Origin of the sequence: Trinickia dabaoshanensis (genome assembly GCF_002879885.1) — a bacterium.
GTDB lineage: Bacteria > Pseudomonadota > Gammaproteobacteria > Burkholderiales > Burkholderiaceae > Trinickia > Trinickia dabaoshanensis.
The window spans coordinates 149,657-166,608 of record NZ_PNYA01000009.1; the positions used below are offsets into that span (position 1 = coordinate 149,657).

20 protein-coding genes are annotated in these 16,952 nt (G+C 64.1%); 14 read left to right on the forward strand and 6 right to left on the reverse strand.

The features are described 5' to 3' along the window. Positions 1-19: 19 nt before the first annotated feature. On the reverse strand, positions 20-1,054 hold the full coding sequence (locus tag C0Z18_RS11880) for a serine/threonine protein kinase (protein ID WP_102645694.1): 1,035 nt from the start codon (positions 1,052-1,054) through the stop codon (positions 20-22). A gap of 63 nt (positions 1,055-1,117) precedes the next feature. Next, positions 1,118-1,333, reverse strand: a complete 216-nt coding sequence (locus tag C0Z18_RS11885; protein ID WP_102645611.1) for a hypothetical protein — start codon at positions 1,331-1,333, stop codon at positions 1,118-1,120. A 333-nt stretch (positions 1,334-1,666) separates the two neighbouring features. On the opposite strand from C0Z18_RS11885, the gene C0Z18_RS11890 reads away from it, so the two are divergent. Together C0Z18_RS11890 and C0Z18_RS11895 are read left to right on the forward strand one after the other, a co-directional pair. After that, on the forward strand, positions 1,667-1,873 hold the full coding sequence (locus C0Z18_RS11890; protein WP_102645612.1) for a hypothetical protein: 207 nt from the start codon (positions 1,667-1,669) through the stop codon (positions 1,871-1,873). Between the two features lie 127 nt (positions 1,874-2,000). Next, positions 2,001-2,186, forward strand: coding sequence for a hypothetical protein (locus tag C0Z18_RS11895; protein ID WP_102645695.1), 186 nt, complete (start codon positions 2,001-2,003; stop codon positions 2,184-2,186). Positions 2,187-2,221: 35 nt separating this feature from the next. On the opposite strand, the gene mgrA is transcribed toward C0Z18_RS11895, so the two are convergent. After that, entirely contained in the window at positions 2,222-3,265 is a 1,044-nt protein-coding gene (mgrA, locus tag C0Z18_RS11900; RefSeq protein ID WP_102645613.1) for an L-glyceraldehyde 3-phosphate reductase, read from the reverse strand. Positions 3,266-3,387: 122 nt separating this feature from the next. Between mgrA and C0Z18_RS11905 the strand changes: the two genes are divergently transcribed. After that, positions 3,388-3,597: a DUF3185 family protein gene (locus C0Z18_RS11905; RefSeq protein ID WP_102645614.1), complete on the forward strand. Its 210-nt coding sequence runs from the start codon at positions 3,388-3,390 to the stop codon at positions 3,595-3,597. A gap of 30 nt (positions 3,598-3,627) precedes the next feature. On the opposite strand, the gene C0Z18_RS11910 is transcribed toward C0Z18_RS11905, so the two are convergent. Next, positions 3,628-4,389, reverse strand: a complete 762-nt coding sequence (locus C0Z18_RS11910) for a phytanoyl-CoA dioxygenase family protein (protein WP_102645615.1) — start codon at positions 4,387-4,389, stop codon at positions 3,628-3,630. Between the two features lie 326 nt (positions 4,390-4,715). On the opposite strand from C0Z18_RS11910, the gene C0Z18_RS11915 reads away from it, so the two are divergent. Continuing rightward, positions 4,716-5,084 (forward strand): hypothetical protein, encoded by a 369-nt coding sequence (locus C0Z18_RS11915; protein ID WP_102645616.1) that lies wholly within the window; start codon positions 4,716-4,718, stop codon positions 5,082-5,084. Positions 5,085-5,151: 67 nt separating this feature from the next. On the opposite strand, the gene C0Z18_RS11920 is transcribed toward C0Z18_RS11915, so the two are convergent. After that, a complete protein-coding gene (locus C0Z18_RS11920) occupies positions 5,152-5,901 on the reverse strand; it encodes a glucose 1-dehydrogenase (RefSeq protein ID WP_102645617.1) in 750 nt (249 codons plus the stop codon). Positions 5,902-6,098: 197 nt separating this feature from the next. On the opposite strand from C0Z18_RS11920, the gene C0Z18_RS11925 reads away from it, so the two are divergent. Continuing rightward, entirely contained in the window at positions 6,099-7,016 is a 918-nt protein-coding gene (locus C0Z18_RS11925; RefSeq protein ID WP_102645618.1) for a LysR family transcriptional regulator, read from the forward strand. Positions 7,017-7,135: 119 nt separating this feature from the next. Continuing rightward, positions 7,136-7,354 (forward strand): hypothetical protein, encoded by a 219-nt coding sequence (locus C0Z18_RS11930; protein WP_102645619.1) that lies wholly within the window; start codon positions 7,136-7,138, stop codon positions 7,352-7,354. A gap of 255 nt (positions 7,355-7,609) precedes the next feature. Here C0Z18_RS11930 and metK read toward each other — a convergent pair whose 3' ends face one another. Beyond that, positions 7,610-8,797, reverse strand: coding sequence for a methionine adenosyltransferase (gene metK / locus C0Z18_RS11935; RefSeq protein ID WP_102645620.1), 1,188 nt, complete (start codon positions 8,795-8,797; stop codon positions 7,610-7,612). Positions 8,798-9,096: 299 nt separating this feature from the next. On the opposite strand from metK, the gene C0Z18_RS11940 reads away from it, so the two are divergent. The 8 genes from C0Z18_RS11940 (at position 9,097) to hslV (ending at position 16,933) form a co-directional block, all read left to right on the forward strand. After that, positions 9,097-9,984 carry a lipid A biosynthesis lauroyl acyltransferase gene (locus C0Z18_RS11940; protein ID WP_102645621.1) on the forward strand — a complete coding sequence of 296 codons (888 nt, stop codon included), beginning with the start codon at positions 9,097-9,099 and terminating at the stop codon, positions 9,982-9,984. Between the two features lie 45 nt (positions 9,985-10,029). Continuing rightward, a complete protein-coding gene (gene dapF, locus C0Z18_RS11945) occupies positions 10,030-10,896 on the forward strand; it encodes a diaminopimelate epimerase (RefSeq protein WP_102645622.1) in 867 nt (288 codons plus the stop codon). A 69-nt stretch (positions 10,897-10,965) separates the two neighbouring features. Continuing rightward, positions 10,966-11,718, forward strand: coding sequence for a DUF484 family protein (locus C0Z18_RS11950; protein ID WP_102645623.1), 753 nt, complete (start codon positions 10,966-10,968; stop codon positions 11,716-11,718). 27 nt (positions 11,719-11,745) lie between these two features. Continuing rightward, entirely contained in the window at positions 11,746-12,675 is a 930-nt protein-coding gene (gene xerC / locus C0Z18_RS11955) for a tyrosine recombinase XerC (RefSeq protein WP_102645624.1), read from the forward strand. A 63-nt stretch (positions 12,676-12,738) separates the two neighbouring features. Beyond that, a complete protein-coding gene (locus C0Z18_RS11960) occupies positions 12,739-13,941 on the forward strand; it encodes a class I SAM-dependent rRNA methyltransferase (RefSeq protein ID WP_102645625.1) in 1,203 nt (400 codons plus the stop codon). Positions 13,942-14,084: 143 nt separating this feature from the next. Beyond that, a complete protein-coding gene (locus tag C0Z18_RS11965) occupies positions 14,085-15,167 on the forward strand; it encodes a CobW family GTP-binding protein (RefSeq protein ID WP_102645626.1) in 1,083 nt (360 codons plus the stop codon). 462 nt (positions 15,168-15,629) lie between these two features. Beyond that, positions 15,630-16,049 carry an RNA polymerase-binding protein DksA gene (gene dksA / locus C0Z18_RS11970; RefSeq protein WP_102645627.1) on the forward strand — a complete coding sequence of 140 codons (420 nt, stop codon included), beginning with the start codon at positions 15,630-15,632 and terminating at the stop codon, positions 16,047-16,049. Between the two features lie 347 nt (positions 16,050-16,396). After that, complete coding sequence (gene hslV, locus C0Z18_RS11980; RefSeq protein ID WP_102645696.1) at positions 16,397-16,933, forward strand: ATP-dependent protease subunit HslV; 537 nt, start codon at positions 16,397-16,399, stop codon at positions 16,931-16,933. The last annotated feature ends 19 nt before the right edge of the window (positions 16,934-16,952 follow it).

The window sequence follows — 16,952 nt, forward strand, 5'->3', positions numbered from 1 at the left end:
CGCGCCTGACGCGCGCGTGTTACACGGGCCACAACGGTCCTTCCTGCATCGCCCCGATCTGTTCGCGCAATTCCAGCACGCGCGCCTCCCAATAGCGCTGCGTATTGAACCAAGGAAAGGCGGCCGGAAAAGCGGGATCGTCCCAGCGCCGGGCAAGCCACGCCGCGTAGTGCATCAATCGCAGCGTGCGCAGCGCCTCGATCAGATGCAGCTCGCGCGGCTCGAACTCGCAAAAATCCTCGTAACCGGCGAGCAGATCCGACAGCGCGCTCGCCGCGTCCGTCCGTCCGCCGGGCAACAGCAGCCACAGATCTTGAATGGCGGGCCCCATTCGGCTGTCGTCGAAATCGACGAAGTGAGGGCCGGCGTCGGTCCACAGCACATTGCTCGCGTGACAATCGCCGTGCAGCCGCAGATGGGCGATATCGCCCGCCGCTTCGAAGGCGCGTTCGACACCTTCGAGCGCGAGCGTCGCCGCCGCGTCGTACGACGCGCGCAGCTCGGGCGGCAGGAAATCGTGCGACAACAGAAATTCGCGCGGCTCGCGGCCGAACGTGGCGATGTCGAGCGTCGGCCGCGCTACATAAGGTTTTTGCTTGCCGACCGCGTGAATGCGCCCGATAAAGCGTCCCATCCATTCGAGCGTATCGCGGCGATCGAGATCGGGCGCGCGTCCGCCGCGCCGCTCGAATACGGCGAAGCGAAAACCGTCGAACGTATGCAGTGTTCGTCCGTCGATCTCGCGTGCGGGCACAACCGGGATTTCCGCCTGCACGAGTTCGGCGACGAAACCGTGCTCCTCGAGAATCGCTTCGTCTGACCAACGATTGGGCCGATAAAACTTCGCGACGACAGGCGGGCCGTCTTCGACGCCGACCTGATACACGCGATTTTCGTAGCTGTTCAGGGGCAGCAGACGTCCGTCGGTACGCACGCCGGTTTGAGCCAGCACGCTATCGAGCGCGTCGAGCACACATTCCGGGGTGAGTCGGGTAAAGGGATGCGTGGCCGCTGAGTTGGGCACGCCGGAGGAATCGGAGATTGGCTCGTTCATGCCGGCATTGTGCCCCATCGGCGCATGACTACCTCTGAGGAATACGCAATCCGAACGTGGGGTTCAATGCACGAGCGAGCCGGCCGGGCGCGCAACGAGTTCGCCGGTATCGATGAGATCTTCGAGGAAGAAAGGCTCGGTGTTCAGTTGCAGCGATGCGCCGGGCTCTCCGGCGAACCAAACGACCATCGCCATATCGCCGAGTATGCGCATGACAATCCCGCGCGCGCCGGACGGCACGGCCATATGCACCGACCTGACGATAGAACCGATCTGCATGATGTCTCCCCTCTGGGGCGTTAAACGATGACTCGATTGTTCACGGAACCGGCCTGTGAGGAAAGCCGAATGTAGAGGCCGATTAACCGCTATTTCCAGCGATCGTCCTTACAAATAGCTGACCATCCAAATAGCAAGAGTCCCGCAAGCTCGCCCTTTACCGCGCGGCCCCTCGTTTGAACGCGGAGCCCATCGCCATACGTTACGCGTACCAGGCGGTATAGTCCAAGCATAACGTGCGGCGCATCGCCGCGGGTCCGTCAGCCGCGCTGCGCCGCACAACGCGCCGGCGAGGCACATCGATTGCGCGCTCGAAGGGACAGGAGAACGACCATGAACGATCTATCGCAATGCGCCGCAGGGCGCAGCGTCTGGGCCAACGCGCTCGGGGCAGCGGGATTCTCGCTCGGCGTGCTCGCACTCGGCGCCTGCGCACAGAACGGTATGGACGATGTGAAGCCCACTGCCACCACGGCCTACCATTCGGGTGAGGCTGTTTCGCCGCCCAGTGCGCCGGCTCCGGCCCCCGCGCGGGAGTGACGTGCCGGCATCTGCTCCGTTTCTCGAACGCGGTTCGCGTGCCAATCGCTGCGCGTCTCCTATACTCGATCAACGCGTGTGCACGTTTGCAGCACTGCACCGCAACAAAAATTGGGAGGAGATGAGCATGCCGACGGACTTCACCATTAGCGATTTCATCCTCGTCATCCCGATGGCACTCGCGGGCGCGCTGTTCCTCGGTGCGCTTCCGACGTCCTCGCGTTTCTTGCACAACGCGTTGCGCGTGCTCGGTGCGCTGATCGGCGTCGTATTTGCCGTCGTTCTAGTGGAAGGGCTGCCGGCGTTGATGTAGCGCGGCAAGCCCGGCGCCGGCCGCGCACACGCCGATCAAATGCGTTGATCGGTGGACGGCTTTTCCCAGAGATTGATCCCGCCTTCGGTGGCGTAACGATCGATTTCGGCAATCTCATCGCTCGAGAACGCGAGGTTCGCCAGCGCCCCCACGTTTTCGCGGACTTGCTCCGCGCGGCTCGCGCCGATGAGCGCGGACGTCACACGCGCATCGCGCAGCACCCACGCGAGCGCCATCTGCGCCAACGACTGCCCTCGCCGCTTCGCGATCTCGTTCAGTTTGCGCACGTGCTCGATGTTCTCGTGGCTCAAATGGCTTTGCTGCAGCGAGCCGCCGCCGGGCTTGTTGACGCGGGCATCGTCCGGCACGCCGTTCAGATACTTCGACGTGAGCAGGCCTTGCGCCAACGGCGTGAACGCGATGCAGCCGGTCCCCACTTCGCCGAGCGCATCGAGCAACTCGTGCTCGATCCAACGGTTGAGCATGTTGTAGGACGGCTGATGAATGAGCAGGGGTACCTTGTGCTCGCGCAGCAGCGCCGCCATCTCGCGCGTCTTGGCCGCCGAGTACGACGAAATGCCGATATAAAGCGCCTTGCCTTGATGCACGGCCGTAGCAAGGGCGGCGGCCGTTTCCTCGAGCGGCGTGTCGGCGTCGAAGCGATGCGAATAGAAAATGTCGACGTAGTCGAGCCCCATACGCTTCAGACTTTGATCGAGGCTCGCAAGCACATATTTGCGCGAGCCCCCGCCCTGCCCGTACGGTCCCGGCCACATGTCCCAGCCGGCTTTCGACGAAATCAGCAACTCGTCGCGATAGGGGCGGAAATCATCCTTGAACAAGCGCCCGAAATTCGTTTCCGCGCTGCCGTAGGGCGGGCCGTAATTGTTCGCCAAATCGAAGTGCGTGATGCCGAGATCGAAAGCCGTGCGCAAAATGTCGCGCTGCGTCGAGAGCGGTGTCGTATCGCCGAAGTTGTGCCATAAGCCGAGCGACAGCGCGGGCAGTTTCAACCCCGAGCGGCCGCAGGTACGGAATTGCATATCCGAGTAGCGGGTGGATGCAGCTTCATAGGCCATGAGAGTCCTCGATGAGTACAGGGTGAATGGGTCGGCGGCATCCCGCGGGGTGCGAACCGATAGACACTTGCGCGGCAAGTTTCATACACTGCGGCCTGCTCGAACCACCGATGAGAACCTTCATGATGAAAGCGATTTCCCTGGCGTTGATCGCGGGCGGCGTGGTGCTGCTGTATTTCGGCGGCCAATCGTTCCATTCGCTCGCGAACGACGTGTCGCGCGTCGTGACCGGGGCGCCCACGAACAAGACCATTTGGCTCCTCGCCGGCGGGGTGGCGGCCACGCTCGCCGGTCTCGTCGGGCTAACCGCGTCGTCGGCCGGTAAGCGCTGAAGCGCCCGCCGGCACGACCGCCCTCGTCGGTCAAAGCGCGACTTCGGGCTTCGAAGCCGAACGGGTACCCGGCAGCGGCACGTTGCTCGTTCCGTGATAGGTGTACACGAGCGAGAACTTGACCTCGTCGCTGAGGTTTTGCCCCGCCGAGTGCAGCGTGTTGCAGTGAAAGAAGACGACATCGCCGGGCTCGAGTTCCGGCGACACGGCCCTGCGCAGCAGGGTTTCATTCTCGGGTAGATCGGCGCGGAAAAATTTCTGGGCGTCGAAGCGCTCCGAGGTGAACGTCATCGCATGCGAGCCGGGCACGAACCAGAGTCCGCCGTTGCGCACTGTTTCAGGTCCGAGTGCAAGCCAAGTCGAGACGAGATCGTCGCGTTCGAACGACCAGTAGCGCGCGTCGCGATGCCAGCCCGTCAAGCTGCCGTAGGCCGGGTGCTTCGTCATAACGCAATTGTGGTGCGCGCGCGAGAGCCGGGGCGGCTCGCCGAAGTACAGCTCCATCCAGCCCTTGATTTCCGGTGCCGTGGCCCATTTGCGAAACAGCGCGTCGCGCCCATACGCATCGAGCAACCGGCGCACGGTATGGCCGCCCGGCGCCAGCTTGGACTCGGGCGCGCCCGGGTAGCGCAAGTCGGCTTCGTATTCGAGCGGCTGCGCCGCCTCGTCCAATTGCTGCAGCGCGAGCCGCTTGATCTGCGCGCACCGCTCGCTCGGAACGAGCCCCTTTACAACGACGAAGCCGCGCTCGCGCAGCTCCCGCACTTGTTCTTTTTTCGATTGCGCTGACATGAAACGTTCCTTGCTGAAGGGCCGCTAGGGGCTCAAACGTTTCATTCTAAAGCGCGCGCGAGCGGTGCGGGTTCGCACCGACCCTGTGCGAGGGTGATCACGACTTACGCGCGTCACGATTCGCGTGTACTGTGCTCCGCATGTCGAATGTTCTCGTCGGCGCCTTGCGACCCCGTTTTACGTCGCGCGCCGTCCTCGCCTTCCCCGGATTTTGCCCCCGTCGCAACGGTCGGCCTGCGCCTGGCACCAGCGCGCATGGCACGATTGCTGCGTCGATGCGGCGGCCTTGCCCCCATCGCGAGGCCCACTATCGGTTCGCATAAGCCATGCACAAACGTCTCACCTTCCGTCATAGTCGGCCCCCCGCCGCGTTGAACCCCGCTCGCTCGCTGCGCCGCACCCCCGCGCGTGCCTTGCGTCACCATGCCGCTCGCGCGGTTGGGCTGTCGCGTCGCGGGACGGCGCCCGCCCATCAGCAGCAGGCCGATGGATCGTTGCGCGCGTGGCTACACGCCGTCTTCTCGATGTTGCGCAGCCGAACGCGTGCGCGCCGGGTACTGCTGCGCGGCTTGCTGCGCCATACGAAAGCCCGGAGGGCCGCGCTTGCCGCGGCGCAACGCGCGGCGGCCGTGTCCAACCGCCGGCCGCGCCGCCTCTCGGCCAGCGCCGGTTGGTTTGCGTTCGCCGCCCGCTAAACGCGGCGGCTGGGCTTTTGCCGAAGCCGATCTTGCGGTCGGCACCCGATGCCGTTCGCGTTTCGCGTTACACCTGGGCCATGCCGCCGTCGACGAAAAGCTCCGTGCCGTTGATATAGGCGGCGGAGTCGGAAGCAAGGAACGCCACCACCTTGCCGATCTCCTCGGGTTCTCCCAGACGGCCTAGCGGTACCTGCGAGGACAGCGCATCGAACAGCCTCTGACGCGCTTCGTTAGGCACGAGTTCGCCCAATCCCGGCGTGCGGATCGGTCCCGGGCTCACGGCGTTGACGCGGATCCGGCGCTCTTTTAGATCGAGCGCCCAGGAGCGCGCGAAATTGCGCACAGCCGCCTTGCTCGCGCTATAGACGCTGAAGTTGGCGGTGCCGGTGACCGACGTGACGGACGAGGCCAAGATCACCGACGCCCCATCGGTCAGCAGCGGCAACGCCTTTTGCACCGTGAACAACACGCCGCGCACGTTGGTGCCGAAGATACGATCGAAGTGTTCTTCGGTGATCGCGCCGAGGGGCATCATGTCGCCGCCGCCCGCATTGGCGAACACGATATCGAGTTTGCCGGCCGTTCTCGCGATCTGCGCATAGACCTCGTCCAAATCCGATAACACCGATACATCGGCGCGAATCGCCGTCGCCGCCGGGCCGATAGCCTGAGCCGCGGCAGCCAGTTCCGCCTCGCGGCGGCCGGTGATGAATACCCGTGCGCCCTGGGCTGCCAACTCCTGCGCCGCGGCCAGACCGATGCCGCTGCTTGCGCCCGTGACCAGCGCGATTTTTCCGTTCAGTGGCTTGCTCATTTTCAGCTCCGTTTCATGGTTCGAGTGACGTTCAAAATGTCTGCCGCGACGGTGCCGTTTCAGCGTTTCGGTATGTCGTGCAGCGCATGAACGCTAATTTACGAGCTGCGCTTTTATTGATAAATAGTGGAAAGATGAAATGACTATCCACTGCTATGTATAATCACGGCGCGTAACGACTCGGAGAGACCGACGGGATGGACCAGTTGCTTGCGATGCGCGCTTTCGCTCGCGTGGTGGAGGCGGGCAGCTTCACGCGCGCCGCCGAATCGCTCGACGTGCCGAATGCCACCATGAGCAAGCTCGTGCAAGAGTTGGAAGCGCATTTGGGCGTTCGGCTCCTGCAGCGCACCACGCGTAAAGTCACGGTGACCCCGGAAGGCCAGGACTATTACGCGAAAGCCACGCGGATCTTGGAGGACCTGCAAGACATCGATGCGTCGTTCAACGTCGCGCGCGGTAAGCCGCGAGGCAATCTCCGAATCGACGTGGGCGGGCTGACCGCGCGGGACGTGTTGATTCCGCTGCTTCCCGATTTCATGGCGCGCTATCCGGATATCCGCATCGATTTGGGAGTGGCGGACCGCACGGTCGATCTCATCAGCGAGAGCGTCGATTGCGTGATCCGCGGCGGCCCGCTCGACAACTCCTCCTTGGTCGCACGCCATATCGGCGATGCCGTGATGGTGACATGCGCCACGCCGGCGTATTTACGGAGATTCGGCGTGCCTGCTTACCCGGAAGAGCTGAAGAACGGGCACCAGTTGGTGAGCTACGTGTCGTCGCAAAATGGTAGAGCCATGCCGTTCCGGTTTCAGCGCGACGGCGAAAAGATCGAGATCAAAGCCGACCATCGAATCGGCGTCAACGAAAGCAATGCGCACTTTGCGGCCGCTCGTGCGGGCCTGGGCATCATCCAGACTTTTGCGCACTCGGCCAGATCGGCGCTGCAAGACGGTTCGCTCGTGGAAATCCTCGCTCAGTGGCGCCCAGGCTCGTATCCGTTCCATGTGGTCTATCCGCGAAATCGCTACGTCACGCATCGGCTGCGCGTATTCCTCGATTGGCTGCTCGAGCATTTCCCCGACAAAGTCCGGGGTACCGATGAGAACTAAGCACGGCGCTTTGCACAATCGATAGATAGATCGCGCACGCGGGCGCCAAGCGCTTTGCCGAAGCGTAAAATTCGACCATGACGGACTGATCGGCCAAGCCGCACGAAACAGGATTTGCAATGAACACGCCGTCTCCCGAAAAGCCGCGGCACAAGGGGCCCTCGAAGCGCACGTTGAACATTTTGACGGCGCTCGTCGGCGTGGGCACGCTCGCCGCCGGCATCGCCTGGCTCGTCTACAGTTGGGTGACCGATCTGGAAGTGCCCTACTTCGCGATTCCGCTCGTCATGTGTGTGCCCGTCATCGCAGCCGTGGCCTTTCGTAACTGCTGGGATTAGCCACGCCGCATCGGCGCGAAGGCACGCCGTTTGCGCGACTTCGGCATCCGCACGCGTCTTGACGAGGAATCTCCGATGACAAAGCCATCGACGTATTCCGACGAGAAACAACGAGCCATCACCTGCGCCGCGCAAGCCGAAAGCGGCGGCGACGCGCATTAACCTCGGCCCAAGGAAAAGCGGCCCGAGCGCGCTTACGCTCGGGCCGCTTTTTTTGGACTTTCCGTTACGCCGTTCGGCGCTTTCTTCGATCGATCAGGCCACTTCCGCAACCGGCTCCGTACCGGCCGCTTCGGCCAGCGCGAGCGCCTTATCGGTGGCTTCCCACGAGAATTCCGGCTCTTCGCGGCCGAAGTGACCGTAGGCAGCCGTCTTTTCGTACACGGGGCGCAGCAGGTCCAGCATCTGGATGATGCCCTTCGGACGCAGATCGAAGTGCTCGCGCACGAGCGCCGTGATCGTCGCGTCGGACACCTTGCCCGTGCCGAACGTATTGACCATGACCGAGGTGGGCTGCGCCACGCCGATCGCGTACGACACTTGAATCAAGCAGCGCGAAGCCAAACCCGCGGCCACGATGTTCTTGGCGACGTAACGGCCCGCGTAGGCGGCCGAGCGGTCGACCTTCGACGGATCCTTACCGGAGAACGCGCCGCCGCCATGGGGCGCCGCACCGCCGTACGTATCGACGATGATCTTGCGGCCCGTCAAACCGCAGTCGCCTTGCGGCCCGCCGATGACGAAACGCCCCGTCGGGTTCACGAGGAACTTGATGTCGCCCTTGATGAGATCGGCCGGCAGCGTCGGCTTGATGACCTCTTCGATCACGGCTTCGCGCAGCGTCGACAATTCCATCTCCGGCGCATGCTGCGTCGAGAGCACGACCGTGTCGATCGAATGCGGCTTGCCGTCGACATAGCGCACCGTCACTTGCGATTTCGCGTCGGGGCGCAGCCAGGGCAGACGGCCGTCGCGGCGCAGCGAGGCTTGGCGCTCGACGAGGCGGTGCGACAAATGGATCGGCAGCGGCATCAACTCGGGCGTTTCGTCGCAGGCATAACCGAACATCAAGCCTTGGTCGCCCGCGCCTTGATCGAGGTTGTTGTCGTGCGCGCGATCGACGCCTTGCGCGATATCGGGCGATTGCTTGTCGTAGGCGACGAGCACCGCGCAGCCGCGATAGTCGATGCCGTAGTCGGTGTTGTCGTAGCCGATGCGCTTGATCGTGTCGCGCGCGACCTGAATGTAGTCGACGTTCGCCGTCGTGGTGATTTCACCGGCGAGCACGACGAGACCCGTGTTGCACAGCGTTTCGGCGGCAACGCGCGAGTACTTGTCCTGCGTGAGGATGGCGTCGAGAATGGCGTCCGAGATTTGGTCGGCGACCTTGTCGGGATGGCCTTCGGAAACGGATTCGGACGTGAAAAGGTAGTCGTTTGCCACGTTGCAGACTCCAAGGTTACGGTGTTGAGTTCACGTAGCCAACTTCGAGAGCCTGAAGCGGCGACGCTTTAGCGGATTTCCATATCGTTCGGACGCTGCTGGCGTCCGGCGACTTCGCCCCGCAAGTTGTCTATTAACTCGGCGAAGCCCGTATTATAGCGGCTTCTCGTGATTGTCACAGAGCGAATTGCCGTGTCTTATCCCATCTATTCGGCGCATCGGGCGCGCTGCTCATACGTCCCCGCGGCCTTCTCGCTGCCTCGCCGCACTGCTTGCCCCCTCTTGCGTGAGGGCCGCGCATGCTAAACCGACTCGGCACGAAGTTCGCCATCGGGCTGCTCAAGTTCCTCGCCATCTTGCCGTACGGCTTCGTCGCGCGCTTGGGCGACGGCCTCGGCTGGCTGCTCTATCAAATTCCGAGCAAACGTCGGCGCATCGTCCACACGAACCTCACGCTGTGCTTTCCCGAATGGAGCGAGCAAAAGCGCGATGAGATCGCGTGCAAGCACTTCCGGCACGCGATCCGCAGCTACGTGGAGCGCAGCGTGCAATGGTTCGGATCGCTCGAGAAGCTCAAAAAGCTGGTGCAAGTCGACAGCGAAGTCGATCTGACCGATCCGAACATGCCGCCCACGCTGCTGCTCGGCTTTCACTTCGTCGGCATCGAAGCGGGCTCGGTCTTCATCAACGTGGCCCTGCAACGCCAATGCGCGGCCCTGTACCAGCCGATGTCCAACCCGGAACTCGACGCAATCGCCAAGCACGCGCGCGGCCGGTTCGGCGCCGACATGGCGAGCCGCGCCGACAGCGCGCGCATGGTCCTGCGCTGGCTGCGCGAGCGCAAACCCGTGATGCTCGGCGCCGATATGGATTACGGCCTGCGCAATTCCACTTTCGTGCCCTTTTTCGGCATCCCCGCCTGCACACTGACGGCCGTCGGCCGCTTCGCGCAAGTCGGGCACGCACAGGTGCTGCCCTTCATCGGCGAGGTGCTGCCCAATTACAAGGGTTATCGGCTGAAAGTCTTCAAACCTTGGGAAAACTATCCGACCGGCGACGAAGATGCCGACGCACGCCGCATGAACGCGTTCCTCGAAGAGCAGATTCCGCGCATCCCCGAGCAGTATTACTGGGTGCACAAGCGCTTCAAGACGCGCCCGCCCGGCATGCCGAGCGTCTACGATTGACGCGCGAGCGCCCGGAACCTAGGCGTCCCTTACAATAGCGGCATCATGAAGCTCAAGTTCACCAAGATGCACGGCGCGGGCAACGACTTCGTCGTGCTCGACGGCTATAGCCGCCCGCTCGCCCTGACGCGCGACCAAGTGCGCGCGCTCGCCGATCGCCATTTCGGCATCGGCGCGGATCAACTGCTGCTCGTCGAGCGGCCCACGGCCGCCGGCGCCGATTTCAAGTACCGCATCTTCAACTGCGACGGCGGCGAGGTCGAGCATTGCGGCAATGGCGCGCGCTGCTTCGTGAAATTCGTCCGCGACACCGGCTTGACCGACAAGCGCAGCGTCCGGGTGCAAGTGCACGGCGGCCTCATCACGCTCACGATGCAGGAAAACGGCGAGGTGGTCGTCGATATGGGCCCGCCCGTGTTCGAACCGGCCCGCGTCCCGTTCGACGCCACGGGGCTCGACGGCCGCCGCGAGGGGGCCGATACGCTCTGGCCGCTCGAGATCGACGATCGCACGTGCATGGTGTCGGTCGTGTCGATGGGCAATCCGCACGCCGTGCAAGTCGTGGACGATGTCCGCACGTTCCCGATCGCCGAGCTCGGCCCGAAGATCGAGCACCACGCGCGCTTCCCGCAGCGGGTGAACGCGGGCTTCATGCAGATTGTGTCGCGCGGCGAGGTGGCGCTGCGCGTGTACGAACGCGGGGCGGGTGAGACGCTAGCCTGCGGCACGGGTGCGTGCGCGGCGGTGGCTGCCGGCATTCGCCGGGGCTTGCTCGATTCACCCGTCACGGTTCATGCGCTCGGCGGCACGCTGACGATCGCCTGGGACGGCGCGCGCGACGAAGCCGCGCCGCTCATGATGTCGGGGCCCGCATCGACCGTATTCGAGGGCGAAATCGAACTTGCCGACTGATCCGATACGCTTGCAACGCACCCGCCCTTTTTCACCCATTCGCTCTTGCCCGCTCTTTTGCCGACACTCATGAACGATCGCGAAGTCGCCGACTACCTGCTCGCCAACCCGGAATTCTTCTCGCAACATGCGGAGCTGTTGGCCGCGATCCGGCTCGCCAACCCGCACGGTAAAGCCGCCGTCTCGCTGCAAGAGCGCCAGATGGACATGCTGCGCGAGAAGAACAAGGTGCTCGAGCGGCGCCTGGCAGAACTGCTCCGCTATGGGCACGAGAACGACAGCATCGCCGCCAAGTTCAACCGCTGGACCGCGCGCGTCATCGCCGAGCGCGACGCCCACGCGTTGCCGCGCACGGTCGCGCAAGGGCTCATGGAGGTGTTCGACGTGCCGCAAGCGGCGCTGCGGCTGTGGGACGTTGCCGACACTTATCGCGACGCGGAATTCGCGCGCCAAGTGGGCGAGGAGGTCCGCTTGTTCGCCAATGGGCTCGACGCTCCTTACTGCGGCGCGAATTCGGGCTTCGAGGCGGCGCAATGGCTGGTCGCGGGCGAGAGTGCCGGTCAAACCGCCACGGGCGAGGCCGGCGCCGTGCAATCGGTCGTGCTGCTTGCGCTACGCGAAACGCGTGCGGTCGAAGCGGCCGCCGTGCAAGCGAGCACCGCCGACGGCGCCGAGCTCAGCGCGCCCGCGACACCCGCGTTCGGCTTGCTCGTCATGGGCTCGCCCGATCCGCGGCGCTTCCACGAGGGCATGGCAACCGATTTCCTGCTGCAGATCGGCACGCTCGCGAGCGCGGCGCTGAGCCGGCTGCTCGCCCGATAAGCCGCATCGCTCGCGACGCGCCCGACCGTGCCCTCAACCGATTCCGAACTGGTCGCACAGTATCTGGCCGACCTGGCGCATGCGCGCAGGCTATCGGAGCACACGCTGCGCAGTTATACGCACGAACTCGAGACGCTCGTGCAATTGGCGAACGGTAGACCACTGGCCAGTTTGGCGGCGGTGGATATGCGGGGGGCCGTTGCCCGGGCGCATGCGGGAGGGCTGTCGGCGCGCTCGATCGCGCACCGCCTCTCGGCTTGGCGCGCGTTTTACCGCTGGCTCGGCGAGCGGATCGAAATCCCCGCGAATCCGGTCGCTGCCGTGCGGGCGCCGAAGCAACCCAAGCGGCTGCCCAAAGCGCTCTCCGTCGACGACGCCGCCGCGCTGATGGAAGCCGGTCCGAGCGAAAGCGCCGAAGGCCTGCGCGATCATGCGATCCTCGAGTTGTTTTACTCGTCCGGGTTACGGCTTTCGGAGCTCGTCGGGCTCGATGCCGTGTATGCCGAAGGCGACGGCTACCGCTCGGCGGGCTGGCTCGACATGGCGGCAGCAGAGGTAACGGTACTCGGCAAGGGCAAGCGCCAGCGCGCCGTGCCGGTCGGGCGCAAGGCACTCGAGGCGCTCAGTGCGTGGCTTGCGGTACGCGGCCAGTTCGTGAAAGCCGACCCGCATCCGCTGTTTCTCTCGGCGCGCGGCGCGCGTATGTCGCCGAACGTCGTGCGCGAGCGCGTCAAGCGCGCGGCGCTGCGAGCCGGCATTCCGGCCAATGTCCATCCGCACGTGTTGCGCCATTCGTTCGCGACGCACGTATTGCAGTCGAGCGGCGATTTGCGCGCCGTGCAGGAGTTGCTCGGCCACGCCAGCGTCGCCGCGACGCAAATTTATACGTCGCTCGATTTCCAACACCTCGCGCGCATCTACGACACCGCGCATCCGCGCGCGAAAAAGCGCGGCTAACGCGCGAGCCCCGCGTGCGCTAGCTGCGCCGCCGAACTTTCGTTTTTTGCTGAACTCCCATCGATGAACACCGTTACGCTCAAGCCCTCGAAGGAAAAATCGCTGTTACGCCGCCACCCGTGGGTCTATGCGAACGCGATCGAGCACGTCGAGGGCAAGCCCGCCTCCGGCGCCACTGTCCTCGTGCGCGCTCACGACGGCCGTTTCCTCGCAAGGGCGGCCTACAGCCCGCATTCCCAAATCCGCCTGCGTGTGTGGAGCTTCGACGAGACCGAACCGGTCGATCACGCGTTTTTCAAGCGGCGCGTGCAGCGCGCCTTCGCGCACCGGCAAGCGTTCGTACGCGACACGGGCGCCGTGCGGCTCATTTTCGGCGAAGCCGACGGCCTGCCGGGACTCGTGGTCGATTACTACACGGAAGACAGCGGCGCCGGCCGCGCCCAGCTAGTCTGCCAGTTCATGGCCGCGGGGGTGGAAGCGTGGAAGCAAGCGATCGTGGCGGCGCTCGTCGGCGCGACGGGTTGCCCGAACGTCTATGAACGCTCGGACGTCTCCATCCGCGAAAAGGAAGGGCTCGAGCAAACCACGGGCGTGCTGGCCGGCGACGCGCCGCCCGAAACGTTGATTACGCGCGAGAACGGCGTGCGCTATCACGTCGACGTTCGCACCGGGCACAAAACCGGCTTTTACGTGGACCAGCGCGATAACCGCGCCCTCGTCCAAACGTACGCAGCCGGGCGCGACGTGCTCAATTGCTTCTGCTACACGGGCGGCTTTTCGCTCGCGGCATTGGGCGGCGGCGCGGGGCGCGTCGTCTCGATCGATTCGTCGGGCGAAGCGCTCGCCCTTGCGCGTGCGAACGTCGAGGCCAACGGCTTCGACGCCGGGCGCGCCGAGTGGCTCGACGCCGACGCGTTCCGCACGCTGCGCCGCCTCGTGGACGAGGGCGACCGATTCGACCTCGTCGTGCTCGATCCGCCGAAGTTCGCGCCGGCGCGCGAGCACGTCGACCGGGCAGCGCGCGCCTACAAGGACATCAACCTGTCGGGTTTCAAGATGCTGCGCCCGGGCGGGCTGCTGTTCACCTACTCGTGCTCGGGCGCGATCGATGCGGAGTTGTTCCAGAAGATCGTCGCCGGCGCCGCGGCCGATGCGCGTGTGGACGCGCGGATACTCAAGCGCCTGGGCGCGGGCCTGGACCATCCGCTGCTGGCCGCCTTCCCCGAAGGCGAGTACTTGAAAGGACTACTGTTGCAAATCGTATGACCGCCCCCACTTAGGGCGCACGCTCGGCGGCAACGAGGTTCCACGGGGCCTCGGCGCAAATGCGCGCTCGCCGGTATGCTTCACTATTTTCGTGGCCGGCTCGCTTGAACCGTCCCTGATTTTCGACCCATAGGCGATTGAACATGATCCCCGTCACCATCTTGACCGGCTTCCTAGGCAGCGGCAAAACCACGCTGCTCAAGCGCATCCTCACCGAAAAGCACGGCATGAAGATCGCCGTGATCGAAAACGAGTTCGGCGAGGAGAACATCGACAACGAGATCCTCGTTCAGGAACAGGCCGAGCAGATCGTCCAGATGAGCAACGGCTGCATCTGCTGCACGATCCGCGGCGACTTGGCGCGCGCGCTCGGCGATCTGGCGGCCCGCAAGCGCGCCGGCGAGATCGCGTTCGATCGCGTCGTCATCGAAACGACGGGGCTCGCCAATCCCGGCCCGGTTGCGCAGACGTTTTTCATGGATAGCGAGATCGGCGATGCGTTCTTGCTCGACGCGATCATCACGCTCGTCGACGCCAAGCACGCCGACGCGCAACTCGACGAACACGAAGTCGTCCAGCGGCAAGTGGGCTTTGCCGATCGCCTGTTCATCACGAAGTCGGATCTCGTCGACGAAGCCACGCTGGCCGATCTGCGCCACCGCCTCGTCCACATGAATCCGAAGGCGGCGATCAAGGTGGTGAACTTCGGCGACGCCGACATCAAGGAAATCTTCGATCTGCGCGGCTTCAACCTGAACGCAAAGCTCGAGATCGATCCGGACTTCCTCGCCGAAGACGATCATGCCCACGCGCATCATCACGATCACGGCCATGACCACGCTCACGATCATGGTCACGAGCACTGCGATCACGACCACGGCCATTGCGAGCACGAAGGCCATGCGCACCATCACCACGCGCACCACGACGATCGGATCAAGTCGTTCGTCTATCGCAACGACCGCCCGTTCGATCCGAACAAGCTCGAGGATTTCCTCGGCGGCGTGCTGCAGATCTACGGCGAGCGGCTGCTGCGCTACAAGGGCGTTCTGTATATGAAGGGCGTCGACCGCAAGGTCGTGTTCCAGGGCGTGCACCAGATGATGGGAAGCGATCTCGCGGCCAAATGGCTGCCGGTCGAAAAGAAGACGAACAAAATGGTGTTCATCGGCATCGACCTGCCGCAAGACCTCATCACAGACGGCCTGGACGCCTGCCTCGTATAAATCGTCCGACAGGTGGGGCGCCACACGCACCTCGCTAGCCGAACGTTCGCTTTTTGCACGGGCGCGCGCTATATTTTCAGGATATTGGAACGCGCCGCGACAGGGTTTTCTCTGTTGCAGCGCCGAAGTTCGATTCAGTTACAATACGCCCCGCCGCTTATCGGCGGGTTATGCGACGGCACCGGGAAACCTTATCCGGACAAGGCCGAAACAAAAAATCGAGACACCGAAAGACGCCGCGCTCGAGGCTCGCGCATTGCGAGGTTCGTGCTGCGACGCCGTATCGAAGGGTAGGAGCACCCGAGGATCGGTTTCCTTAAGGAGTTCGGCCCCGCATCGGCGCGACGGCGTCTTGACGGCCACTGGGCCGCGGGCGCCGGCGCTTGCCTAGCACCGCTTGCGGGCAATACGAAAGTGCGGGCAATATGTATGGGTTTTGCCTCACATTGAAGAAGCACGCAGATGACGACGAAACGACTCTTGACCGAAGCCGAAATCCTGAAGATGAGCGACAAGGATTACATGAACGAGGATCAGCTCGCCTTCTTCAAGAACAGGCTCGAACAGCTTCAGGCGGAGATTCTCCGCAACGCCGGGCAGACGACCGAAAACCTGCGCGAAACGGTGATCGTGCCCGATCCGGCCGATCGCGCGACGATCGAGGAAGAGCATGCGCTCGAGCTGCGCACGCGCGATCGAGAACGCAAGCTGCTGAAGAAAGTGCAGCAGTCGCTTGCGCGCATCGAAGCGGGCGACTACGGCTGGTGCGAGGAAACGGGTGAGCCGATCGGCGTCCCCCGTCTGCTCGCGCGGCCCACGGCCACGCTCTCGCTCGAGGCGCAAGAGCGCCGCGAGTTGCGGCAAAAGCTGTTCGGCGACTGATGCACCGGCAGCGCGGCACGCACGTGCCGCGCGATTGCACGCTGCTTCCAACGAGGCGCGCGGTATCCCGCGCGCTTTTTTCTTTTGGGCATCGCATCGGCGACGACCTGCGGCAAGCCGCTACGGCCCTCGACCCGGAAAAGCTTACCGATGCGTGGCGGGTGCGCCAGCCATCGGCCGCGGCACGCGTCGATCGACGCCCCTCCCCTTGATAAATCCGCGCACGCCCTAAAATGGGCTGAATGCGCGCGCGGTATCGCTTTGGGTTGCTGTCCGCCGCCACCCGTTTTCAAGCTCGCGCGGCCGCGTGCCGCGCAAGCCCCTTCCGTATTCTCGAGGAACGCACCATGGAGCAATTTCACGGCACGACGATCGTCTCCGTGCGCAACGGCGACAAAGTTGCGCTCGGCGGCGACGGCCAAGTGACGCTCGGCAACATCGTCATGAAAGGCGGCGCAAAGAAAGTACGGCGCATCTACAACGGCAAGGTCCTCGTGGGTTTCGCGGGGGGCACCGCCGATGCGTTTTCGCTGCTCGATCGCTTCGAGGCGAAACTCGAAAAGCACCAAGGCAACTTGACGCGCGCGGCCGTAGAGCTCGCCAAGGATTGGCGCACCGATCGCATGCTGCGCCGGCTCGAGGCGATGCTGATCACGGCCGACGCCCAAACGACGCTCGTCATCACCGGTAACGGCGACGTGCTCGACCCCGAGGGCGGCATTTGCGCGATCGGCTCTGGCGGCGCTTATGCGCAGGCCGCGGCACGGGCATTGGCCGATAACACGGCGCTGTCGCCGCGCGAGATCGTCGAAAAGTCGCTCGAAATCGCGGGCGACATGTGCATCTACACGAACCATAACCGCGTCATCGAGACGATCGAATAAGCGCCAAGCGAGTGAGGAA